Raw genomic sequence first — 23,772 nt, 5'->3', positions numbered from 1 at the left:
CGACTAGCGCTTGCCGGTGATCGTGCGTTCCGAGCGTTCTTTCTCGACCATCGGAAGGTGGGCATCGAGATAGGTCTCGATGTGCTTTTCCAGCACGTCGAGATGATCGGAGAAGAGGTGATTGGCGTCGGGCACGACTTCGGTCGTGATCTCGATGCCCTTCTGGACGCGGACTTTTGACATCACGCGCTCGACATCATCCGGCGGCACGATCTTGTCGGCGGCGCCGTGGACAATGATGCCCGAGGCCGGGCAGGGCGCGAGGAAGGTGAAGTCATACATGTTGGTCGGCGGAGCGACCGAAACGAACCCGGCAATCTCCGGACGACGCATCAAAAGCTGCATGCCGACCCAGGCGCCGAAAGAGTGACCGGCCACCCAACAAAAGCGCGCACCTTGGTTATAGCCCTGGACCCAGTCGAGGACGGTGGCTGCATCGGAGAGCTCGCCGAGCCCCTGGTCATAGCTGCCCTGGGACCGGCCCACGCCACGGAAATTGAACCGCAAGGTGGCAAAGCCCCGCTTGCGGAAGACGTCATACATCATCTCCGCGGAGGGGTTTTCCATATGCCCGCCGCCGAGCGGATGGGCATGCAGGATAAGGGCAATCGGAGCAGTCGGGTCTTCGCTCGGGCTATAGCGCCCTTCAAGCCGTCCGGCCGGGCCGGGGATGATCACATCAGGCATTCAGTCTCGCCTTTTTGGGTCGTTCTGTCTGGGTCCCGTGAATATGCGGCATTTCGCCCATTGAAAGTGCACAGAAGCGCGCGCATATTCTTGACTAATTCACTCGGATATTGGACGAGCGTCCCTCGCAACAAGGTCGGCCCCCCTCCGGAAAGGCGGGTCTTAGCATGATCGGCCCGCCCGATGCGAGTATTTAAGGAGGTAAACGCATGAAGCTGAGCACAAAAGGGCGCTATGCCGTGATGGCCATGGCCGACCTGGCGGATGCCGCCGAATCCGGTCCGGTCACCCTGAGCGATATCGCGTCGCGCCAGTCCATCTCCCTCTCTTATCTCGAGCAGCTTTTCGCCAAGCTGCGCCGGGCCGATATCGTGTCGTCCGTGCGCGGGCCGGGCGGTGGCTACAAGCTCAGCCGCACCCCGACCCAGATCCGGATCTCGGATATCATCCTGGCTGTCGACGAGCCGCTGCGGGCGACCCGGTGCTCGGAGGCCAAGGGCTGCCTCAGCGATGGACGGCGCTGCATAACCCACGATCTGTGGGACGAGCTCGGCCGTCACATCTACCTCTATCTGTCCTCCGTCACGCTTGAAGACGTGCTGGAGCGCCGGTTGTTCGGCTCGGCAGCAGGGGCGACAGGACGCCTGGAACGTCCGGTGCCGCGCGGCCTCGGCAAGCCGGGCGCCACTGAAATTCACGCTGCTGAATAGAAACCATGCGCACCTATCTCGACCACAATGCGACCACCTCGGTCCGGCCGAGTGTGATTGAGGCCATGTCGGCTGTCATGGCGCAGACCGGCAATCCGTCCTCCGTCCATGCTGACGGCCAAGGCGCGATGGCACGTGTCGAGACCGCCCGTCGCCAGGTCGGCAAGGCGCTGTGTGCCCGTCCGGAGGATATCGTTTTCACCTCGGGCGGCACCGAGGCTCTCAACCTCGCCCTCCACGCGGCGATCAGTGCCGGCATGGTTGGGCGCATCATTGTGACGGCTATCGAGCACGAAGCGGTTGCCGCGACTGCCGCGGCAAGCGGGCTGCCCGTCGACGTCTGGCCGATCAATGACCAGGGCGTGGTCGAAATTGCCTGGCTGGCCGAGCGGCTTTCGCGCTGGTCGGATCGGGATGGTAGGCCGCTGCTGGCCATGATGCTGGCCAATAACGAGATCGGCACCCTCCAGCCGGTCGCCGAGGCAACCGCCCTGGTCCGGGAGGCCGGTGGGTTGAGCGTTGTCGACGCCATCCAGGCGGTCGGCAAGATCGCCGTCGATTTCGCGGGCATTGGTTGCGACTACATGGCGATCTCGGCGCACAAGTTCGGTGGGCCCCAGGGCGTGGGCGCGCTGCTGGCGAGCTGCGATGCGCCGATGGCGCGACACCATCACGGTGGCGGGCAGGAGAAGGGGCGTCGTGCCGGTACCCACAATGTTGCCGGTATTGTCGGTCTGGCGACGGCGCTTGATGAAGCCGTGGCCACCCTCGATGCGTTCGCGGCACTGGCCCCCCACCGGGATCGCATGGCGGCGAAGCTGAAGACGTTATCGCCGGAGCTGATCGAGATCGGCGCCGGCGCGCCGCGCCTGCCCAATACGCTCGGCCTGTGCCAGCCGGGCTGGCCCGGCGCGACCCAGGTCATGGCGCTTGATCTGGCCGGTGTGGCAATCAGTGCCGGATCAGCTTGTTCCTCGGGCACCTCCAAGGGCTCGAAGATCGGCACGGCGCTCGGACTATCCGAGGCTGCATCACAGGGCTTTATCCGTGTCAGCCTCGGTTGGAATTCAAAGCCGGATGATGCAGACGCCTTCATCGACGCTTGGTCGACGGCGCTGGCGCGCATTTCCCCGACACTCACACCAGTGCCTGAAGAGGCGGTAGGATAGTATGGCTGCGGTCAAGGAAACCATCGAAGACGTTCGCAATCTGGAAGCCGACAAGTACAAGTACGGCTTCACCACGGATATCGAACAGGATCTCGCACCCAAGGGGCTGAACGAGGAGACCGTGCGTCTCATCTCGGCCAAGAAGGGCGAGCCCCAATGGATGCTGGATTGGCGTCTGGATGCACTCGAGCGCTTCTCGGCCATGAAGGAGCCTGAGTGGGCGAATGTCGATTATCCCAAGATCGACTATCAGGACATCCACTATTATGCCGAGCCCAAGGACGGCGCGAAGTATGACAGCATTGACGATGTCCCCGAGGAAATCCTCGCCGACTTCGCCAAGCTCGGTATTTCGCTGAAGGAGCAGGAAGTCCTGCTTGGCGTCAAAGGTTCGGAAAACCGCGTGGCCGTCGATGCCGTCTTCGACTCGGTCTCGGTGGTCACAACCTTCAAGGCCGAGCTGGCCAAGGCCGGGGTGATCTTCTGCTCGATCTCCGAAGCGCTGCGCGAGCATCCCGAGCTGGTGAAGAAATACCTCGGCTCGGTCGTGCCGGCTTCGGACAATTTCTTCGCCACGCTGAACACGGCCGTCTTTTCGGACGGGTCTTTCGTCTATGTCCCGCCGGGCGTGCGCTGCCCGATGGAGCTGTCGACCTATTTCCGGATGAATGCCCAAGGCACCGGACAGTTCGAACGCACCCTGATCATCGCCGACAAGGGCGCTTACGTCTCCTATCTGGAAGGCTGCACGGCGCCGATGCGCGACGAGAACCAGCTCCATGCCGCCGTCGTCGAACTGGTCGCGCTGGACGATGCCGAGATCAAGTATTCCACCGTCCAGAACTGGTGGCCTGGGGACGAGAACGGCAAGGGCGGGGTCTATAACTTCGTTACCAAGCGCGGCGATTGCCGCGGCAAGAACTCGAAGATTTCCTGGACCCAGGTCGAGACCGGCTCCGCCATCACCTGGAAATATCCGTCCTGCATCCTGCGCGGCGAGAATTCGCGCGGCGAGTTCTATTCGATCGCGGTGACCAATGGCCGCCAGCAGGCCGATACCGGCACCAAGATGATCCATCTCGGCAAGGGCACGACCAGCCGGATCATCTCCAAAGGTATCTCGGCGGGCCGCTCAGACCAGACCTATCGCGGCCTCGTTTCTGTGCACGCGAAAGCCGAGGGTGCGCGCAACTTCACCCAGTGCGACAGCCTCTTGATCGGTGATCAGTGCGGCGCCCACACCGTGCCCTATGTCGAGTGCAAGACGCCCAAGGCCGTCCTCGAACACGAGGCCACCACCACCAAACTGTCCGAAGACCAGCTCTTCTACGCCCGCCAGCGCGGCCTCAGTGAAGAGGCAGCGACGGCGCTGCTGGTTAATGGTTTCGTTCGGGACGTCCTGCAGCAGCTTCCGATGGAGTTCGCGGTGGAAGCGCAGGCGCTGCTGAAGGTCTCGCTTGAGGGGAGTGTGGGGTGATGGAAAAGGCTCCGCTCAGCGAGATCCATCACGAAACTGTTCCGGCTGGCCTGGAGACCCTGTTCGGGGTCACCTTCCTTCCTGGACTGTTCTTGCTGGCGGGCGGATTTGTGTTCGCATTCCTGCCTGAGTCGGTGGAGTGGTGGGCTGTACTCGCGATCGCCGGGCTTCTCGTTGTGAGTTTTGGCATTCGAGTTGTGGCGAGCCGCATGCACACCGCTCGTTTTCTACGGCGCGCTCGGCAAGCGGGCTATGACGAGGCGCGCGCAGCGGCCTTCCTCGAAAATTATGATTGGGACCTCGGTCGTGAATTGACGGCTGAAGAAAAGGTGTCGACTCCATGACTCGCTCCCCCATCACCCATATCGACGATGTCGCCCTGGAACACATCGGCCATGGCGAGATCTTCTCGGCCGATCTCGCGCGCCTCGGTCCGTTGATCGGGCTGGAGCAGCTCGGCTGTTGCCTGACCATCGCGCCTATACCGCCGAGCCGGTCGACTACTGGAAGAGCGAGGACTGATGCGCGCGCCAGCCTTTCCATGACGGGGGCAAGATGATGATGACGATGACCACCAGGAAGACCACCACGATGACCCGGACGAAGATGCTGCTGGGCAGCGTCGTTGTTGGCGCGCTCGTCGGGACCGCCTCGGCGCAGGATTTCTCGCAGCCGGACTTCACCCACGATGAAGCCGACATGCCCTGGTGTGACACGCTGGAGATCGGGTCCGCCGGCGCCGTCGACTGTGCCCTGATGCCTGGCGATGTCCTGCTCAATTTCGCTTATGAATCAAGCGAGTGGGACGCGGTCCTCAGCTTCACCCAGCACAATCCGATGACCGGCGAACTGCTCGACGCCTCCGATCCGCTGACCATTGAAAGCGTCGTCTCGGCACCGTCCTTGCGCGATATCAATGAGGACGGCACGCCGGAGCTGTTCATCCCCTACATCACCGGCAATGTGAACACCTATTACTATGTCTGGCAGGCCGATGAGGACGGGATCTACTACCCGTCCGGCGAGCTCGGCGGGTTCGGCGTTGACGCGTTCGAGATCCGCGACGGCATGGTGATCACGACCACGCGGGACAATGCCGCGACCTATCATGAAACCGCGCAACGGCTTGATGTGGATGGCTTCGTCCACATTTACGAACTCCGCATCGACGCAGCCGCCGGGCAATGCACCCTGACAGATGGCTCGGGCATTGTGGCCCGTGGTCTTGACGCCGACGCCATCCTTGCCGCTTGCCAGGCCTCGCTCGCCGACTAGGTCGGGCGCGATAATCCACGAGAAAAGACGGACATGACCATGCTGAAAATCCAGGACCTGCGCTGCAAAGTCGAAACCCAGGACGGCGAGGAAAAGCCGATCCTGAAAGGTCTCTCGCTTGAGGTTCCCGCCGGCGAGGTCCATGCCATCATGGGTCCGAACGGCTCGGGCAAGTCGACCCTGTCCTATGTCCTGACCGGACGTGACGGCTATGAAGTCACCGGCGGATCAATGATGTTTGCCGACGAGGACCTGGCCGAGCTGGCACCGGAAGAGCGCGCCGCGCTGGGTCTCTATCTGTCCTTCCAGTATCCCGTTGAAATCCCGGGCGTTCCAACCATCACCTTCCTCAAGGAAGCGCTCAATGCCCAGCGCGCCACGCGCGGTGAAGAGGCCGTGTCGGCGCCGGACTTCATGAAGCTGATCCGCGAGAAGGCGAAGCAGCTCAACGTCTCGATGGACATGCTCAAGCGCCCGGTCAATGTCGGCTTCTCCGGCGGTGAGAAGAAACGCATGGAGATCCTCCAGGCGCTGGTCCTCGAGCCGAAATTCCTCATCCTCGACGAGACCGATAGCGGCCTGGACATTGATGCCCTCAAAGTCGTGTCCGACGGCGTCAATGCGCTGCGTTCGCCGGAGCGCGGGATGCTGGTGATCACTCACTACCAGCGCCTGCTCGATCACATCACCCCGGACGTCGTCCATGTCATGGCCGATGGCCGCATCGTCAAGTCTGGCGGCCCGGAGCTGGCGCATGAGCTCGAGGCTGAGGGCTATGACAAGTATCTCGGCGAGGCGGCCTGAGGCATGACCGCAATCCTGACCCATACCCCGGCCGAAACGGCCCTGATCGAAGCCCTCGAGGGCGCGACCGGCTGGCGCGCGCAATTGCGCGAGGCGACCCGCAAGGACGGGCTGCCGACCCGCCGCCACGAACTTTGGAAATGGTCCGACCTGCGCCGCGCCGCCAATGATGTCAGCGCGCCGGGTGAGCTGTCGGTCTCCGGACTGGCCGGACTGGCTTCGGCCGTTGATGGCGACCGGATCGAGCTGACGGTGACGGCTTCGCCGGGCGCCAGTGCCGGTGATGCCGCGCTGGTCATTCCGGCGGGCGCCAGCGTGACCCTCGTTGAGCGGCTTTGCGGAGAGGCCGGTGCCTTGGGCAACTGGCATCTCGACATCACCATTGAGGCCGGGGCCCGCCTCGACCGGATCGTGGTCGCCGACCATCATGAAGACGCTGTCTTTGTCGGCTCAGCCGAGATCAACTTGCACGAAGATGCCAGCCTGAATCAGACGATGTTCGACAACGGCGCCAGGCTGTCACGCAACGAGACCCATATTCACCATCCGGGGCAGGGCGCTTCGGTGGCTTTGGGTGGTGCCTATATTCTCGGCGCGGGTCGCCATGCCGACAGTACCACTGTCGTGCATCACACCGGCCCCGGGTGCCAGACGCGGCAATTGGTCAAGGGGGCCGTGGCCTCCGGCGGTCATGGCGTCTTCCAGGGCAAGTTCATCGTTGACCGCGCCGCCCAGCAAACCGATGCGCGCATGACCCACCGGGCCCTGATGCTCGGTGAGAAGGCCGAGATTGATGCCAAGCCGGAGCTGGAAATCTATGCCGACGATGTCCAGTGTGCGCATGGGAATGCCTTGGGAACGCTGGACGAAACCGCGCTCTTCTACATGCGTCAGCGCGGCCTGCCCGAAGCCAAGGCGCGGGCGCTGCTGATTGAAAGCTATCTCGCCGAGCCGCTCGACATGGTCCGCGACGAGACCTTGCGCGAGACCCTGAAATCCGTCCTGCGGACCAGGCTGGAGGCGCTCGCATGACCGTCCAGAGCCAGATCAAGGCGCCGTTGAATGTCGACGCCATCCGCGCCGAATTTCCGATCCTGCAACGCGAGATCAACGGCTATCCGCTGCGCTATCTGGACAATGCCGCCTCGGCCCAGAAGCCGGAATTCGTGATCGAGAGCATCGCCGGCGTCTACCGGGCGCATTACGCCAATGTGCACCGCGGCCTGCATACGCTGGCCAATGAGACGACCGAGGCCTTCGAGGGCGCGCGCGAGGACGTCCGACGTTTCCTCAACGCAGCGCGCACCGAGGAGATCGTGTTTACCCGCGGATCGACCGAGGCCATCAATCTGGTCGCCCACTCTTTCGGCCAGCTTCTGAACGCGGGCGACGAGATCATTATCTCGCAGATGGAGCATCACTCCAATATCGTGCCCTGGCGACTGCTGGCTGATTCCAAAGGATTAAAGCTGCGCTGGGCGCCGGTTACGGAATCGGGTGAGCTCGATTATCCACAGCTGGCAGGCATGGTTAACGAGAAGACCAGGCTGATCGCCATCACCCACATGTCAAACGTGCTCGGCACGGTGAACGAGGTGGCCCGCATCAATGCGATTGCCAAGACGCAGGACGTCCCCGTTCTGCTGGATGGTTCCCAGTCCGCCGTCCACCTGCCGGTCGACGTTCAGGCGCTGGAATGCGACTTCTTTGTCTTTACCGGGCACAAGCTCTACGGACCGTCAGGCATTGGCGCGCTCTATGCCAAGGGCGACTGGCTCGACCGCCTGCCGCCTTACATGGGCGGCGGCGAGATGATCGCCGATGTCTTTGAAGACCATGTCACCTTTGCCGATGCCCCGAACAAGTTCGAGGCCGGCACGCCGGCGATTGCCGACGCCATCGGGCTTGGTGCCGCCATTCGCTGGCTGGAGCGCCACGACCGCATGGCGATCCTGGAGCATGAGCGCACCCTGCTTGATCGGGCGATGACCGGCCTGGCAGAGATTGACGGTCTGCGCGTCTTCGGGACGGCCCAGGAGAAGGGGGCTATCATCAGCTTTGCGCTGGAGGGGGCCCACCCCCACGATGTCGCACAAATCCTCGACAAGTACGGCGTTGCCGTGCGAGCCGGCCATCATTGCGCACAACCGCTCATGCGGCGATTGGGGGTCGGATCGACCGCCCGCGCCAGTTTTGCCATCTACAACACGATCGAAGAGGCCGATGCGTTTGTCGACGCATTGAAAAAGGCCCGTGACTTCCTCATCTAGGATCTATCATGACTGACCGAACCGACCGCGATGTGATCGACCTGTCTGCCCCGGCTGCGCCAGCGGCACCGGTTACCGAGGAGCCTGTGGCCAAGCCCGCCGACGGAACCGGCGCGATCCCGGCGGGCGAGCTTGCCCGTATTACGGATGATATCGTGACGGCGCTGAAGAGCGTCTACGATCCGGAAATTCCGGTCGACATCTATGAGCTCGGGCTGATCTACAAGGTCGACCTGGAAGACGATCGGACCCTGAAGGTGCAGATGTCGCTGACCGCTCCGGGTTGCCCGGTGGCTGGCGAGATGCCCGGCTGGGTTCAGGATGCTGTCGAGAAGGTCGATGGCGTCGAGAAGGCGCTGGTTGATCTGACCTTTGATCCCCCCTGGACACCCGACCGGATGTCCGACGAAGCGCGTCTCGCGCTCAACATGTTCTAGGAGGCCAATGTGGCTGTACGTGAACGTCCCAAGGCTGTGTCCCTGACCGAAGCCGCTGCCGATCGCGTCAAGGCGCTGATGGCGCAGCGTGGCGCCGGCTTCCTGCGCGTCGGGGTCAAGAATGGCGGCTGCGCCGGCATGGAATACGAGATGGCCTACGTGGAAGCGCCGGGGCCGCTGGATGAACGCGTGGAGGACCAGGGCGTGGAGATCGTCCTGGAGTCCAAGGCTCTGCTCTTCCTGCTTGGCACGCAGATCGATTATGAAATCTCCCCGTTGCACGCGAAATTCGTGTTCAACAATCCCAACCAGACCGATGCCTGCGGCTGCGGGGAAAGCGTGACCATCGTCCCGGTCAAGGAAGTCTGATCCGTTTTGAAGCTCATCATCTCGATCCCGTCACCCTATTCCCGCAAATGTCGCGTCATGGTGCGTGAGCTGGGGCTGGGTGAGCGGGTGGAGGAGGCTGAGTCCCATCCCTTTGATGATGACCCCGAACTGCTGAAAGCCAATCCGCTTGGCCGTGTTCCCTGCCTTATTCTCGATGATGGTCAGGCGCTGACCGAGAGCGCTGTGATTGCCGATTACCTGTGCGAGCAGGTTGGAAACCCCTGGCCCCGTGACTGGAACGACCGCCGGCTGGAAGCACTGGGCAATGGACTGCTTGATCTGTCCGTGGCCCGCCGCGTCGAAATGGTTCGCGACGAAGGGATCCAGTCTGCTTACTGGATTGGTCGGCGCGAGCGCGGGATCATGAGGGCGCTTGATCAGCTGGAAGCGGCCATTGGCACACTCGCCACGACGCTGGCGCAAGGACCGCTGACACTGGCCGTCGCGCTCTCCTATCTGGATTTCCGCTACCCCGAGAGCGATTGGCGAAGTGGTCGGCCCCGTCTGGCCTCGCTTTTGGAGGCTTGGGAGGAACGGCTCAGCTTCGCGCAAACCCGACCCGTCGGCTGAAGCAGACATGAAAAGGCCGCCTGCGAGGGCGGCCTGTTCGGTCGTTATGTGTCAGGTGGTGTCTCAGGCTGCGGCGCTGCGGGAGCGGTTGCGACCGTCATCGGTGGTCGTCCTGTTGCGGCCTTCGGTCTTGGACCGGTAGAGGTTCGTGTCAGAGCGTTCGATCAGGTCCTCGATCGACTCACCTTCCTGGTAGGTCGCGATGCCAAGCGATACGGTAATCGTACCAAGGTCCTCATTGGTGGACTTGCGCAGCAATTTCTTTGATTCGACCGTGCGCCGGATCTTTTCGGCGACCTGCTCAGCGACATTGGGTGCCGTGTTCGGCATCACAATGCCGAATTCCTCCCCGCCATAACGTGCCACGAGATGGTGCTCGCCCGCATGCCGGGTCAGGCAGCCGGCGACGAAGCGAATGATCTGGTCGCCGGTCTGGTGGCCCCAGGTGTCGTTGAAGCGCTTGAAGAAATCGATATCGCACAGGATCAGGCTGAGCGGCTGCTTCTTGGTCTCGGCATCGCGGCGGGCGCGACGCAAGGATTCGTCAAAACGCTTGCGGTTTGCGATGCCGGTGAGGGCATCGGTCATGGCTTCTTCGCGCACTTTTTCCAGGTGCGAGCGCAATTGCGTGACTTCATTGGATGTCGCTTGCAGGCGGTCTTCCAGAGCCTGGCTGCGGCGCTGCATCCGGGCGGTGGCAGAGACCAGACTTTCGACCAGGCGCTTCATTCCCGGTGCGTCCGGATTGGTGGTCGAGAGTTCGTTGCTGGCACCCTCAAGGGCCTTGCCATAAGCGGCGGTGTCGCGCTCGGCGGCTTCGAGGGTCTGCTGGACGGCGCCAAGCTCGCGGCACATCACGCCGCCGCTCTCCAGGATCGCATCCTGGATCGCCTTCCACTGGAAATACTGCTCGAACAGCTCGGCGTTAACGCTGTCGTTGAAACCCTCGCCTGACTCGATTTGAGCCTTCAGCGTCTCACACAGCTCCGGATTGGTGTCGCTGGCAAAGCAGATCCACACTGCATAGTTTTCAGGTGTCGGCGCGATGCCGAATTGTTCCATGAGATCCAGCGCCTTAAGCGCGAACTCACGTCCGTCTTTACCAAGCAGTCGACCGTTCACCAGAAATTCCTTTCCTGCGGAAGCGAATGACTTCGCCCTGCGGTGATTGGCAAGCTAAACCGCAAAGGGAAAGAAGTGGTAAAAATCGATCATACAGTATGAACAGGCACTGCATCGGGCCCGATCAGGGCGGTGTGATGGCTTAGCGAGCCATCACTTTCCGGCATTCATGAAGCCTGGAACATGGTCGCCAAACCCGACAACCGAACGGTCCTGGTCAGAGCCGCGCTCGCGTCTTTGACCGGGTTTGCGGTTGGATGGTCTTGGGCTGGCCGTACCGGAATCCCGTTGCTGAGGCGGCTTTGCAGCGGCCGGCTCGGGCGAGGTTGGTTCCGGTTTGCGGGCTTCGCGCGACTTGACGGGTCTTGGCTTGGCCTCGGCCTCAACAGCCGGGGCCGGAGCCGGGGTCGGCGCTGGAGACGCTGCCGGTGCCGCATCCTCTGTCGTCTGGGCGTCCGCAGAGCCGGGCTTGCGAGTGCGGCCGCCGGAACTGCGCTCGGAGCGGGCTCCGGAACGGGCCGATGTACCACGGGTCCGGCCGCCGGATGCGCCAGAATCCGGCGCAGCTTTCGCCGGTGCCTCGGAATTGACGCCGTCCAGGACGAGTTCCGGGATGTCTTCCTTGATCAGCTTCAGCACGGCGGCCAGGTTTTTCTCATCACCGGGTGCAAAGATTGTCACGGATTCCCCGGACTTGCCCGCCCGTCCGGTACGTCCGATGCGGTGGACATAATCGTCGGCGTGGTGCGGCATGTCGTAATTGAAGACATGGCTCACGTCCGGGATATCGAGCCCGCGTGCCGCGACATCACTGGCAACGAGGAAACGAAGGGTCCCCGCCTTGAAATCCGCCAGGGTCTGCGTGCGGGCTGATTGATCGAGATCGCCGTGGATCGGCGCAGCCGAGAAACCGTGGCGCTGGAGCGAGCGCGCGACGATGTCCACATCACGTTTGCGGTTCGAGAAGATAATGCCGTTCTTGACCTCTTCGCGGGACATGGCGGCGCGCAGGGCGTCCCGCTTGGCCTTTCCGGAATTGTCTTTCAGGCGGATCATCAGCTGCTTGATATTGACCGCCGTTTGCGCCGGGCGCGAGGTTTCCACGCGAACAGGGTCGCGCAGGAACCGATCGACCAGGCTCTGGATTTCCTTCGGCATTGTGGCCGAGAAGAAAAGGGTCTGACGGCGCGGAGGCGGCGGGATGAGCGAGAAGATTTTCTCGAGATCCGGGATGAAGCCCATGTCGAGCATGCGGTCGGCTTCATCAACCACCAGCATCTGGACACCGTTCATCAGCAGTTTGCCGCGCCCGAAATGGTCGAGCAGACGACCCGGGGTCGCGATCAGGACATCGGCGCCCTTGTTGAGGATTTCTTCTTGCGGGCCGAAGGCGACGCCGCCGATCAGCAAGGCCATCGAGAGCTTCTGACCTTTCGAATAGGTCTCGAAATTCTCGGCGCACTGGGCCGCCAGCTCGCGGGTCGGTGCAATGATGAGGGAGCGCGGCATGCGGGCCTTGGCGCGGCCACGTGACAGGCGCTCGATCAGGGGCAGGGTGAAGGACGCGGTCTTGCCGGTTCCCGTCTGCGCAATACCAAGCACGTCGCGTCCGGCAAGCGCCGGAGGAATGGCGCCGGCCTGGATCGGGGTCGGTTCGCTATAGCCAGCTTGTTCGATGGCTTCGAGTAGTTTTGGGCTCAGACCCAGTTCTGCGAACGTCATGGCGTCCTTTGGTTTGCATTAAAATCACGACGGCCGCGCCAGAGTGGCGCGGCCGCTTGGTGAGCGCAAAATACGGGGGACCTGCTGCAAGTCAACGCAACAAGGCTGATCCCTAGCGCCGATAGGCGTATGGCGTGTCGTCCGTGATATTGATGTAACGGTCCCGCAGGCGGGTCTGCCGCGAATCCATCTCGGTCGGCTCGCCATCGATCAGCACCGCGATCGGTGAGCTCATCACTTCCAGCGGATCACCGTCCCAGACCACGACGTCGCCGGCATAGCCGGTCGCCAAGGCCCCATAACGGTCTCCCACGCCATAGATTTCGGCGGGCGTGAGCGTGATCGAACGGAAAGCCTGGTCCCAGGCGACACCGTTGGCGACGGCATTGCCGGCATGCTGGGTGATCAGGCGGGCGTTGTAATAGCCGTCCGATGTCAGCGTGGTGTAGGCCACCGTCACGCCTGCGGCGTGAAGACGGCGGGCGCCATCCAGCGTCGCGGCGATCTCGTCGAAGGAGGCCGGCAGGTTGCGCAGCGGGTCAAGCATCACCGGGATCCCGGCTGCGGCCAGTTCATCGGCCACCATCCAGGCTTCAGCCCCGCCTTCGATGATGATCTGAACCGGAGCATTCTCCGCCTGGAAGCGGATGGCCCGGTGCAGGTCCACGGCGCGGTCGATATTGAGCACCAGCGGCACGCGGCCACGAACGACCGGCAGCAAGGCCTGGGCATCATAGCGGTTCAGCGCGTCGCCTTGATGATCCGCCGAGAACCGACCCGGATAGCCGCGGGCATCGCTGAAGGCGGCTTCCAGGAAGGCCCAGGCAGCAGGGCGGGAGCCGCCGGCAGTCGAGGCGCCGGACTGGCTGAGATCGGCGAACACGAAGCTGCCGCTCTGGAATACCGAGTTAGCGTCGCCGCCGGTCTCCACCAGTGCACCCTGGCCGGCAAAGATATTGTGGCCGGTCGAGGGATAGATGGCAGCCCGGGTGATTCCGCGCATGCGCGTCGAGGCAATGTGTGTGCCCATCGGATTGAAGCCGTCGCTGACGTCGAGGGCGACCGAGTAAGGCGAATCGTCGGCGCCTGCATCCGTGGTCGAACCCTCGAGCGCGACTTCAATGAGACCGATCTGGGTGTAGGGCGCGAACAGGCCCGGGGTGATCCATCCCCCATTGGCGTCGATGATTTCGGTGCCGTTGGGGATGCTCACATCGGTTCCGACCGCGACGATATTGCCGTCACGCACCAGGACGGTGCCGTTGGCAAGAATGCCCTGGTCGGAATTGGTGACGACCCGGCCATTGGTGACCGCGTAGCTCTGGGCGAGGCTGGGTGCTGTGCTGGCGAGTGCCAGGGCGAGCACGGGAAGAATGGTTTTCATTATTGGTCTCCCTCGCCGGGCTGGCCGAGCATGAAGTCACGCACCGGCTGCAGGCTTTCATCGCGGCGATCATAGCTCATGGCGCCATCGATCCAGACCTGGTCTGCCCGCGTGTAGGTGGAATAGGGATTGCCGGACCACAGCACGACGTCTGCGCGCAGGCCGGGCTGAAGGCTGCCGGTCTGATCGGCAATGCCAAGCGCCTGGGCCGGGTTGGACGAGAGCCATTGCCAGGCTTCGCCGTCGGATATCTCAAGCCCGGCGCGACGACCGTCACCCAACGCCTTTGCGACTTCCTGGTTCAGGCGCTGAATGCCCATCTCGCTGTCCGAGTGGATCATCGCACAGGCCCCATTGGCATGGGTCATGGCGAGGTTTTCCCGGATCGCATCATAGGCTTCCATCTTGAACCCGCCCCAATCGGCCCAGACCGCGGCACAGGTGCCGTTCTCGGCAAGGAGATCGGGGATCTTGTAGGCTTCAACAGCGTGGTGGAAGGTCGTGACCTGGTAGCCGAACTCCTGCGACATATCCATAATATAAGCCATCTGGTCAGCTCGGTAGCAGTGCATCTGGATCAGGATTTCGCCGTCGAGGACACCCATCAGCGTGTCGAGTTCGAGGTCTTGTGTCGGCGGCGTGGCATCCTCGTCATTCTCGGCCGCCTCCCAGTACTCATGCCAGCTGTCGCGATAATCCGACGCCCGGATCCAGGCTGCCCGATATCCGGCCATATTGCCCATATCCGTGGCCGGCGACTGGCCGCGATTCCCATAAACCCGCGACGGGTTTTCACCGCAGGCCATTTTCAGCGTGTAGGGCGCGTCAGGGAATTTCATTTCCTGGACCGTGCGGCCGGAAATGTTGCGCAGGGTCACGCCGCGGCCGCCAAACAGGTTGGCCGAGCCGGGCAGGACGTGGAGTGTTGTAACGCCCCCGGCGAGGGCAGTGTCGAACCCCGGATCCTGCGGCCAGACGCTGTGCTCGACCCAGACCTCGGACGTGACCGGTTGGGTGGCTTCATTGCCATCGCTGTGCGCGCTGACGCCGGGCGAGGGGTAGGCGCCGAGATGGGAGTGGATATCGATGACGCCGGGGGTGATGTAGCGCCCGGCGGCGTCGATCACGGTCGCGCCATCCGGGGCTTCCAGACCGGTACCAACCGCGGTGATGCGGCCGTTTTCGATCAATACATCCCCGTTCTCGATTTCACCGCCGAGCCCGTCAAAGACCGTGCCCCCCTGGATCAGGGTCACGCCGCTCGGGCGCGGCGTATAGGTCGAGGGATAGGGATCGAGGCTGTGCCGGACGATGTCCGTGTCTGCTGTGGCAGCGGTCGAAACATCCGTTTCGGTTCCGGCGCTGCACGCCGCCAGCCCCAGGACGGCAGTTGCCGTCAGCGCCGGCATCCATGCCTTGAGTGTCATTGCTTATTCCCCACTTCGGTTATTCCCCAGTTTGCATCCGGTGCTGTGCAGCCGGAAAATATGGTGTGATTGAACGCCTTCACAGGCCAGCCGTCAAACCCCGATCCGGTCAGCCGGCAAAAGAATTGACGATTCGAGGAGGGCGGGTATGACGCCACACAGGTGCGACGTCACACGCCCGGTTATTCCTCGTAATCGCCAAACGGCCGATCAATGAGCGAGCCAAAGAAGATGGCGTTCATGAAAGCGCGCTCGGTGCCCCGGAAGGTTGCCCGGAAGGTCGGGTTGTCCGCGAACATGACGACCGTTCCGCGACCGAGGCGCTGGGCGATAATGGCCGGAGAGCCGGCAATCTCGTCCTGGCGCCGCTGTGAGGCGTAGCCCGACAGGAGCGGCGCATCGGTGTATTGGGCCACAACCGCGAACGGGTTGTCGTCCGGGCGCTGGAGCGTGAAGCTGGTGTTGCGATGAACCGGCAGCATGCGGTCGGCATAGCCGAAGCCTATCGGGTTCGAGGGATCCAGATCAGTCTGGAAGATCGCTCCGCCGATTACATGCTCGGCATCATCCACGCCCATCTCGGCATAGTTGCGCCGGTCGACCGTGTCGGTGTCGCTCTCGTCCTCGGCGTCTTCCACGGGATCAAGGCCGAAGAAGGTGCTCTGGGCCATGCGGGAGGCCTGGCGCATTGTCACGAGTACGCCGCCATCTTCGCGGATCCACTGACCAACGCGCTCGGCAGCCCCGGCGGACAGGCCGGTATTGCCGCCACCGACCATCACGAGGTGGGTGTAGCGTGACCAGTCGAGGCCCCCGAGATCATTCTTGCGGCGCAGGGTCACCGGCACATGCATGCGGTGGTCAAGCTGGTGCCAGACCTCGCCGGCATCATAGCTCGCCAACCCGTCATCAAAGAGCACAAGGACCTCCGGACGCCGGACGGCTCGGAAGCCGTTGCCGTCGCCGAGATCCGGCGAGCCGCCAGCCGTTGAACCGGAGGTCACGGCATGGACAGCAACGCCGTCCTCGCGGGCAATCGTCTGGACCAGCTGGTAGATCGTCTCGCGGTCGGCATCTTGTCCGACCAGCGGCACGAAGACGGCGCCGGGACCGAACTCGGTGGCGCCGAGATGGGTCGCAATCGTTGTCGGCTGGGTGGCCACGCGGACCCGGATCTCTTCGTCCAGCAGACGGTAGAGCCCGCGCGGTGCATAATAGTCCGACCAGCGCAGGACATAGCCATAGGTCGAGCGGGGCGGGACGGGGGCGGCGAGGTCTGCCGGGCCGGTTTCGCTGCCAAGCAGGTCGCTCGACCAGTCCCGGCCAAGCGCGGCATAGTCGAGGTCATAGGCCAGCGGCAGGGTCCAGCCGGAGACATCATAGAAGATGTTCTCGTCGAATTCGGTAACCCGGTCGAAGAGGGAGCGGATCATCGTGTATTGCGGCTGGGCCAGTTCAACGACAAAGCTCTCGCCAGCGCGATAGGTGCGGCCATTGCTGCGCACGTCCCTGGCGAGGCGATTGACCCGGATATCGTGCCGGTTGAGCAGGTCAACAAACATGTTGGCCCGGGCCGGGTCACCGGCTGCCGTGAAGACGAAGCCGCGGTCGCGGTCGCGCCCGGCCGCATTCATCGAATTGGCGAAGAACTCGCGCTGATAGGCGGCGATTTCGTCATGGGCGGCGAGGCCGCCCTCGATCGTCGTCAGCGAAGTCCGGAAATGGGTCCGGACATTGTCGCCATGGCTGACCAGGCCGCGCTCGGACTCGATGAGGCCGCCCCGGGCCGCACCAATCTCGAACAGAATACCCAGCGACCCGTTGACCTGCGGGTAGGTCGAGCCCTTTCCGACATAGAAATTGTCGAAGCCTTCCTCGGACGTATAGAGGCGTGCCTCGCTATCCAGGAAGTCGATATGGTGCTGGGCGATGCCGAGCGTCAGCTCACGCGCCTGCTCGGGGATGAGCGGGTTGCGGCGCAGCGGCTCGCCCGGATGGAAGTAAAAGGTGCTTTCCGTACCCATCTCGTGGAAATCGGCGGATACCTGCGGCTTCCACTCATGCCACTGCTCAAGCCAGGCTCGGGATTCCGGCTGGGTCTGCAGCAGCCATTGCCGGTTGAGGTCGAACCAGTAGTGATTGGTCCGGGCGGCGGTCCAGAGATTGTGCTGCTCATGGTCGGGGTCGGTCACCGGGACATCGCCGCCGAAGGTCTCGACATGATTGATCCGGCGCGAATGACCATCCGGATTGAAGATTGCGGTGATCAGGATGACGCTGTCGTCGAGGGTCTGCTCGATCTCGGCGCCTTCCGCTGCGGCGAGGTGGTAGAGCGTGGGCAGGGAGGCGTCCATGCCGGCCGACTCGGCGCCATGCACGCCATAGTTCAGCCAGATGATGGCCGGACCGTCAGAGGCCGCGGCCCCCGGCTGCAGCGAAGCGAGGTGGTTCGCTCGGATCTCGTCAATCCGGGCATGGTTCTCCGGCGAGGTGACGACAAAGAACAGGATCGGCCGACGCTCGTGGGTATAGCCGATGGTCTCGACACTGATCCGGTCTGATCCGTTCGCGATCTGCGTCAGATAGTCGACGAGCTGGTCATGGCGGACCGGACGGTCCCCGACACCCCAGCCAATGACATCCTCCGGTGCCGGAACACTGGCGTCATAGGTCACGCCATCGACCTGGTAAAACTCGATCGGTTCGGCGTGTGCCGTTCCGGCCGTGACGGCCAGGCTGGCGGCCAACAGGACGCTGCCTGCCAGACCCTGTCGGATAGAGCGTCGTTTCATCATCGGCTTCCCCTCGGTGATTCTGTTATCCCGTTTGAGCGTGAGGCTAGCGCGGCCCACGCGCTTGTCCACTGGCCGGACAGTCCGGTCATGCAACGCAACGGTACAGGCGGGCTGTTGGCCTAGAGGTCGAGCTCTTCGGTAACGAAGCTGGCATTGTCCTGGATAAACTTGAAACGCGCTTCCGGCTTCTTGCCCATCAGGGTTTCAACCAGCGCCTCCAGCGTCGGCAGGTCACCCTCGTCGATCACGACACGGGCGAGGGTGCGGACGGCCGGGTCCATCGTGGTCTGCTTGAGCTGTGACGGCGTCATCTCGCCGAGACCCTTGAACCGACCGACATCGATCTTGCCTGTGGCCTTGAACTCATCGCGGATCAATTGTTCGCGATGGGCGTCATCGCGGGCATAGAGTGTCCGGGTGCCCTGGGTCAGGCGATAGAGCGGCGGTTGGGCTAGGAAGAGCCGACCGGAATGAATAAGCTCCGGCATGGAACGATAGAAGAAGGTGATCAACAGGGCCGCGATATGGGCACCATCGACATCGGCGTCGGTCATGATCACGACGCGTTCATAGCGCAGCTCTTCCAGCTTGAACCGACTGCCGGTCTGACAGCCGAGCGCGAGCAGGAGATCGCTGATCTCCTGGTTGGCGGAGATCTTGTCGGCTGTGGCCGAAGCGACGTTCAGGATCTTGCCGCGCAGCGGCAGGATCGCCTGGGTCTGGCGCGAGCGGGCCTGTTTGGCGGAGCCGCCGGCCGAATCGCCCTCGACCAGGAAGAGCTCGGTGCCATCCGCATCGGCCCGCGAGCAGTCCGCCAGCTTGCCCGGCAAACGAAGCCGCCGCGAGGCGGTCTGCCGCTTGACGTTCTTTTCCTTGCGGCGGCGCATCCGGTCGTCGGCCCGCTCGATCGCGAACTCGACCAGCTTGGCCGCTTCCTTCGGTGAGCCGGCAAGCCAGTGGTCGAACTGGTCGCGAACGGCGGTCTCCACGAGCTTTGCAGCTTCCGGTGTGGCCAGGCGTTCTTTCGTCTGCCCCTGGAATTCCGGGTCGCCGATAAAGACAGAGACCAGCGCGCCGGCCCCGCCCATGACATCTTCGGCGGTGATCTGGGCTGCTTTCTTGGCATGGGTGTGTTCGGCGTGGGCGCGCAAGCCCTTGGACAGGGCCGAACGCAGGCCTTGCTCGTGGGTGCCGCCCTGCGGTGTCGGCACCGTGTTGCAGTAGGACTGGCAGAAACCGTCCGCATCGCCGCCATAGCCATTCGCCGACCAGGTGATCGACCATTCGACACCGCCGCCGCCATCCTCACGCTCGACCCGTCCATTGAAGGCTTCGGTCGTGACCAGGGCCCGCTTCGCCGACATTTCCGCCATTCGGTCGGCGAGGCCGCCCGGGAAACAGAGGATGTCTTCGGCCGGAGTATCGGTGCCTTCGACCAGGCTTGGCGCGCAGCGCCACTGGATTTTCACGCCGCGGCGCAGGAAGGCCTTGGAGCGGGCCATGGCGTAGATGCGGGCCGGCTTGACCGACATCTTGTCGCCGAAAATCTGGGTGTCGGGCAGGAAACGGATCTTCGTCCCGCGCCGGTTCGGTGCAGGGCCCACCTTGACCAGCGGACCAAGCGGCAGGCCGCGCGAATAGGACTGGGTCCACAGTGTCTTTTCACGCGCCACTTCGACATCGAGCACTTCGGACAGGGCGTTGACCACCGAGATGCCGACACCATGCAGTCCGCCAGACGTCTTGTAGGCGCTGTCTGAGAACTTGCCGCCGGCGTGCAGCACGGTCAGAACGACTTCGAGGGCTGACTTGTCGGGATATTTGGGATGCGGATCGATCGGGATGCCGCGGCCATTATCGGTGACCGTAATATAGCCGTCCTCGTCGACCGCGACCTCGATCCGGTCTGCCCAGCCGGCGACAGCTTCGTCCATGGAGTTGTCGAGAATCTCGGCGAAGAGGTGATGGTAAGCGCGCTCATCGGTCCCGCCGATATACATGCCGGGGCGACGGCGAACCGCTTCGAGCCCTTCGAGGACCTCAATATGGGCCGCGGAATAGCCCGGGCCGGGTCCTTTGGACGGCGTCGGCGCGGGAGCGCCGGAAAACAGGTCGGAATCGGAGTTCTGGTTCGACATGTATCCACTTTGCACGAGTCGGCGATCAGGAGGCAAAGTCTACGCAGCGATTCGGGTGCGGATAGCCTTGCAGCACAGCACGACACAGCGCTTTTTCGGGTCATCCACAGGAAAACGGCCCGGCTGCGGGGCAGTCGGGCCGTTTCACTGACAAACCGGATGTCTGGACTAGAACACCATCCGCATGACGAGACGCGCGGTGTGGCGGATGAAGTCGTCGCGCACATCAGCGTCATAGTCGAAGGAGAAGGTCGAGTAGCCAGAGCCGGCCGCAATACCGAACCCGAAGATCGCGCCCGATCCCGGCATGGACTGCGAGCGCAGCGTGAAGGTCTGGTCGTAGTCGGCGAAGCTGGCCGTTGTCTCCGCATTGCTGTCGGCAAACTCGTTGCGGAAGCCAACCCGCACGGTGGGCGACCACCAGCTATTGGTGTTCTCGAAGCGGGCGCCCAGGGTCATGAGGGCCGTGCTCGAGAAGCTGGTGCTTTCGCGATCGCCAACCGACAGGTCGACACCGATGCCGCCGCCGGTCTCGGTATAGGCATTCTCGGTCAGGCGCAGATAGTCGATCGAGAAGGCCGGCCGGATGTACCAGTTATCGGTAAAGGCGATGTCACGGCCGATACGGGCCGAGGCCGAGGTATGCCAGCCCGACCATTCGGCACTCGGTGCGGCGTCAAAGGAGCCGATCAGGACGCGGCGATTATGCTCGAAGCTGTCATAGCCAATCGCGCCGTATAGATCGAGATCAAACAGGTCGGTGCGGGCACCGGCATACGCGCCGATCTGGGCGGTGAGGGCGCTCATCGGATCGTCAACGCCGTCAACTTCGGAGATCTCGCTGGCGGCACCGACAAAGTTCACACCGGCGGCGTAGAAGGGGCCGGCCGGACGGTCAAAGCCGACCGCGACGCCGATACCGTGTCCGCGATAACCCGGGCCGAAGGCGGTCCCGGCGCGATCCGCGAAATAGCCGAATTCCTGAACCCACAGACCGCCATACTGGTCCGGGCTGCGGCGGACCGCTTCCAGACGGTTGGCGAGAGCGCCGGTCGAGCTGTCATTGGCTGCCAGGGCGAACTGGATCGCGCTGGCGGCGTATTCCGGCAGCAATTGGTCATAGGCAGCGAAGAATTCGTCCTGCGTCAGCAGGGAGGCGATCGCCTGGCCGAGTTCCGCATTACCCTGCCAGCCTTCCAGCGCAGCCGTGTAGGCCGCTCCCTGGTTGGCGTTCATGCCCAGTTCCTCAGCCGTCCGGCGACGAAGGGTCAGAATGAGCGCGTTGGGATTGGTCGGATCGAATTCGAGGTTCGACTCATAAAGCCAGGGCGCTTCGGTATCCTGGAGGATGTCGAGGCTTTCCTCGATAACCAGGTTATCAGCCGAGACGACCACGAAGGTAGCGCCATCACCGATCAGGTTGGCCAGTGTCGCGGCAACCCGCGAGCCGGATTCAAAGGTGATATCACCCGACGCGGTCAGGTTGGCTGCGGTCGCGGTCTCGTCATCGATCTGGAAGCGGATCACCGAGCCGTCGCCGAAGCGGGCGGTGGTGATGTTGGCGCTCGTGCTGGACGCCAGCACCAGTTGGGCACCATCGACCTCGATCGAAAGATTCCCGTCCGTATCGCTCAGCGCTCCGGTCACCGAGCCGCCAGAGATCAACAGTTGGTCGGCACCGTCACCAAAGGCGATATCGCCGGCCACAATGCCGGATTCGATGACAAGCTGATCGTCACCCGATCCGAAACGGACCTCGCCGATCAACTCTTCGACGAAGTCATCGGCGGCACCGTCAGCCCGGTATTGGCGCACGGTGGTTCCAACCGTGTTGGCGGAGAGGTCGATTGCGACCAGGTCATCCACCTGCGGGTCGGTGCCGACGACGGTGTTGAGATGATAGGCGGCAATCTCACCGGTGTTTTCGATCAGGGTGAGGGAGTTGGAGGCGTCGGTCAGGGCGACGGCACCACCGCCATTGAGCGAGGTCGCATCAATCACGCCGCTATTGATCAGGGTCGGGACGTTTGCGCCGGTGTCGAGATAAACCCCCCGCGCAACAGAGCCTTCCAGATTGGTCCGGATGAGAATATCGCCGGTATTGGCAAATGTCGGGACGATCGCACCGCTGCCGATCAGAACGCCGGTCGACGTTGCCGCCCATGCAGAGCCGCCGATCTCGGACTCATTCAGAAATCCGCCGGTCAGCGTAACCGTGTGGCCGTCTTCGCCGTTGACCTGGATGGCGACAGTGTCGATGCCATCGAGATTGCCGAAGGCATTCAGGGCACCCCGGTTGACCAACGCATAGCCGATCAGCTCTGCCGCGACACTCTCGTCGACGTCCGCAGTGTCCGGATCATCCGGAATGGCTTCCAGGACCACTTCACCCAGAACGATATCGCCGGAACTGGCGTTGGCGAGGATATGGGCTGCTGGCGCCGAGCCACGGACGCCGATATTGGCCGAGGGGGTGCTGGGACGATCAGCGGAGAAGCCGCTGAAGAAGACACCGCCGGCGACATTGCCATTGATCATGACCGGTGAGGCACTGTCCGCGAAGTCCTCGGGCTCAAGCTCGTCGCGGATGGCCTCGCCCGGGCGGCCAATGAAGCGAAATGCGGTTGCGTTGATGGTGGCGCCAATGCTGACACCGCCATCGACATCGCTGGCGATCAGGACCCCGCCGCTGCCTTCGCCGTTGATCTCGATGCGGCCGTCAATCTCGACATCGCCGGTGACGTCGCCGCGTACTTCGACGCCGTAGCCATTGGTGCCAATGAGACGGACATTGCCCGCCATGTCGATATTGCCGTCGAGGCCGGTGAGGACGCGCAGGCCGGCGGAGTCATTGCCGATCACTGTCAGCGTGCTGCCCGACGCCGCGACGATATCGCCGGTGAAGACTGCAGCCCCGTCCACGAGAATGGCGACGCGGTTCGAGCCCACCGCGATTGGCCCGTCAATTCGTCCGTCGGAATCGGTGTCATCAGCGCGTGTTTCAGACACCACCTGGATGGTGCCGGTATGGGTGATGTTCCCGGTATTCCCGCCGATGGCATGGATGCCGACGCCGCCGTCATCATCGCCCTCGATGATGATCGTGCCGCCATTGGTGACGTTGTTGTCGCTGTCGATCGTGACCGCTGTTGCATTGGGAACAAGGGTGACGCGGCCGCCGCTGGAGATGACGATGTTGTCCGGTACCCCGCCATCGCCTGCGGTCGAGGTCGACACGGGCGAGGTGGTTTCCGTGGTGATCTCACGGTCAGCAAAGGCGGCAGGAGCTGTAACGGTCAGCGATGCAAGGGCGCTGGCGAACAAGAAACGGCGACGCATACGAACTCCTGACAGGACTTCCCCAAACGGGTTGGGTCGAATGAGACACGATTTGT

Annotated in this window: 20 protein-coding genes; 12 read left to right on the top strand and 8 right to left on the bottom strand. The window is 63.0% G+C overall.

What is annotated here, in order from left to right; translation table 11 throughout:
• Window positions 1-3: 3 nt before the first annotated feature.
• Window positions 4-687 carry an alpha/beta hydrolase gene (locus AAA969_RS07575; protein WP_338245249.1) on the bottom strand — a complete coding sequence of 228 codons (684 nt, stop codon included), beginning with the start codon at window positions 685-687 and terminating at the stop codon, window positions 4-6.
• Window positions 688-896: 209 nt separating this feature from the next.
• Here AAA969_RS07575 and AAA969_RS07570 point away from each other — a divergent pair, with 209 nt between their 5' ends.
• From AAA969_RS07570 to AAA969_RS07515, 12 genes are read left to right on the top strand one after another with little or no spacing between them, the layout of a single operon-like run.
• Entirely contained in the window at window positions 897-1,397 is a 501-nt protein-coding gene (locus tag AAA969_RS07570) for an Rrf2 family transcriptional regulator (RefSeq protein ID WP_338245247.1), read from the top strand.
• A 5-nt stretch (window positions 1,398-1,402) separates the two neighbouring features.
• Window positions 1,403-2,566, top strand: a complete 1,164-nt coding sequence (locus AAA969_RS07565) for a cysteine desulfurase family protein (protein ID WP_338245245.1) — start codon at window positions 1,403-1,405, stop codon at window positions 2,564-2,566.
• Window position 2,567: 1 nt separating this feature from the next.
• Complete coding sequence (gene sufB, locus AAA969_RS07560) at window positions 2,568-4,043, top strand: Fe-S cluster assembly protein SufB (protein WP_338245243.1); 1,476 nt, start codon at window positions 2,568-2,570, stop codon at window positions 4,041-4,043.
• Window positions 4,043-4,387, top strand: a complete 345-nt coding sequence (locus AAA969_RS07555) for a hypothetical protein (protein WP_338245241.1) — start codon at window positions 4,043-4,045, stop codon at window positions 4,385-4,387. Before sufB ends, AAA969_RS07555 begins: the two co-directional genes overlap by 1 nt.
• A complete protein-coding gene (locus tag AAA969_RS07550; protein ID WP_338245238.1) occupies window positions 4,384-4,602 on the top strand; it encodes a hypothetical protein in 219 nt (72 codons plus the stop codon). The genes AAA969_RS07555 and AAA969_RS07550 overlap by 4 nt, the downstream gene beginning before the upstream one ends.
• 8 nt (window positions 4,603-4,610) lie before the next feature.
• Window positions 4,611-5,318 carry a hypothetical protein gene (locus AAA969_RS07545; protein WP_338245236.1) on the top strand — a complete coding sequence of 236 codons (708 nt, stop codon included), beginning with the start codon at window positions 4,611-4,613 and terminating at the stop codon, window positions 5,316-5,318.
• A 39-nt stretch (window positions 5,319-5,357) separates the two neighbouring features.
• Window positions 5,358-6,122 carry a Fe-S cluster assembly ATPase SufC gene (gene sufC, locus AAA969_RS07540; protein WP_425325043.1) on the top strand — a complete coding sequence of 255 codons (765 nt, stop codon included), beginning with the start codon at window positions 5,358-5,360 and terminating at the stop codon, window positions 6,120-6,122.
• A gap of 3 nt (window positions 6,123-6,125) precedes the next feature.
• Complete coding sequence (sufD, locus tag AAA969_RS07535) at window positions 6,126-7,154, top strand: Fe-S cluster assembly protein SufD (RefSeq protein ID WP_338245232.1); 1,029 nt, start codon at window positions 6,126-6,128, stop codon at window positions 7,152-7,154.
• Complete coding sequence (locus AAA969_RS07530) at window positions 7,151-8,392, top strand: cysteine desulfurase (RefSeq protein WP_338245230.1); 1,242 nt, start codon at window positions 7,151-7,153, stop codon at window positions 8,390-8,392. The genes sufD and AAA969_RS07530 overlap by 4 nt, the downstream gene beginning before the upstream one ends.
• A gap of 8 nt (window positions 8,393-8,400) precedes the next feature.
• On the top strand, window positions 8,401-8,829 hold the full coding sequence (locus AAA969_RS07525) for an SUF system Fe-S cluster assembly protein (RefSeq protein WP_338245228.1): 429 nt from the start codon (window positions 8,401-8,403) through the stop codon (window positions 8,827-8,829).
• 9 nt (window positions 8,830-8,838) lie between these two features.
• Window positions 8,839-9,198, top strand: coding sequence for a HesB/IscA family protein (locus tag AAA969_RS07520; RefSeq protein WP_338245226.1), 360 nt, complete (start codon window positions 8,839-8,841; stop codon window positions 9,196-9,198).
• A gap of 6 nt (window positions 9,199-9,204) precedes the next feature.
• Window positions 9,205-9,789 carry a glutathione S-transferase N-terminal domain-containing protein gene (locus AAA969_RS07515; protein ID WP_338245224.1) on the top strand — a complete coding sequence of 195 codons (585 nt, stop codon included), beginning with the start codon at window positions 9,205-9,207 and terminating at the stop codon, window positions 9,787-9,789.
• Window positions 9,790-9,852: 63 nt separating this feature from the next.
• Here the strand turns inward: AAA969_RS07515 and AAA969_RS07510 are convergent, their stop codons facing one another.
• The 7 genes from AAA969_RS07510 to AAA969_RS07480 form a co-directional block, all read right to left on the bottom strand.
• Window positions 9,853-10,911 carry a GGDEF domain-containing protein gene (locus AAA969_RS07510; protein ID WP_338245222.1) on the bottom strand — a complete coding sequence of 353 codons (1,059 nt, stop codon included), beginning with the start codon at window positions 10,909-10,911 and terminating at the stop codon, window positions 9,853-9,855.
• Window positions 10,912-11,064: 153 nt separating this feature from the next.
• Window positions 11,065-12,633, bottom strand: coding sequence for a DEAD/DEAH box helicase (locus AAA969_RS07505; protein WP_338245220.1), 1,569 nt, complete (start codon window positions 12,631-12,633; stop codon window positions 11,065-11,067).
• A 112-nt stretch (window positions 12,634-12,745) separates the two neighbouring features.
• A complete protein-coding gene (locus AAA969_RS07500; protein ID WP_338245217.1) occupies window positions 12,746-14,017 on the bottom strand; it encodes an amidohydrolase family protein in 1,272 nt (423 codons plus the stop codon).
• Window positions 14,017-15,444, bottom strand: a complete 1,428-nt coding sequence (locus tag AAA969_RS07495; RefSeq protein ID WP_338245215.1) for an amidohydrolase — start codon at window positions 15,442-15,444, stop codon at window positions 14,017-14,019. Before AAA969_RS07495 ends, AAA969_RS07500 begins: the two co-directional genes overlap by 1 nt.
• A 182-nt stretch (window positions 15,445-15,626) precedes the next feature.
• Entirely contained in the window at window positions 15,627-18,236 is a 2,610-nt protein-coding gene (locus AAA969_RS07490) for a M14 family zinc carboxypeptidase (RefSeq protein ID WP_338245214.1), read from the bottom strand.
• 122 nt (window positions 18,237-18,358) lie between these two features.
• A complete protein-coding gene (gene parE, locus AAA969_RS07485) occupies window positions 18,359-20,377 on the bottom strand; it encodes a DNA topoisomerase IV subunit B (RefSeq protein WP_338245212.1) in 2,019 nt (672 codons plus the stop codon).
• A gap of 168 nt (window positions 20,378-20,545) precedes the next feature.
• Window positions 20,546-23,716, bottom strand: a complete 3,171-nt coding sequence (locus tag AAA969_RS07480; RefSeq protein ID WP_338245209.1) for an autotransporter domain-containing protein — start codon at window positions 23,714-23,716, stop codon at window positions 20,546-20,548.
• Window positions 23,717-23,772 lie beyond the last annotated feature (56 nt).

This window comes from Maricaulis maris (assembly GCF_036322705.1).
GTDB classification, from domain to species: domain Bacteria; phylum Pseudomonadota; class Alphaproteobacteria; order Caulobacterales; family Maricaulaceae; genus Maricaulis; species Maricaulis maris_B.
The sequence above is the reverse complement of the archived record's forward strand: the minus strand, read 5'-3'. Positions and strand labels throughout refer to the sequence as shown.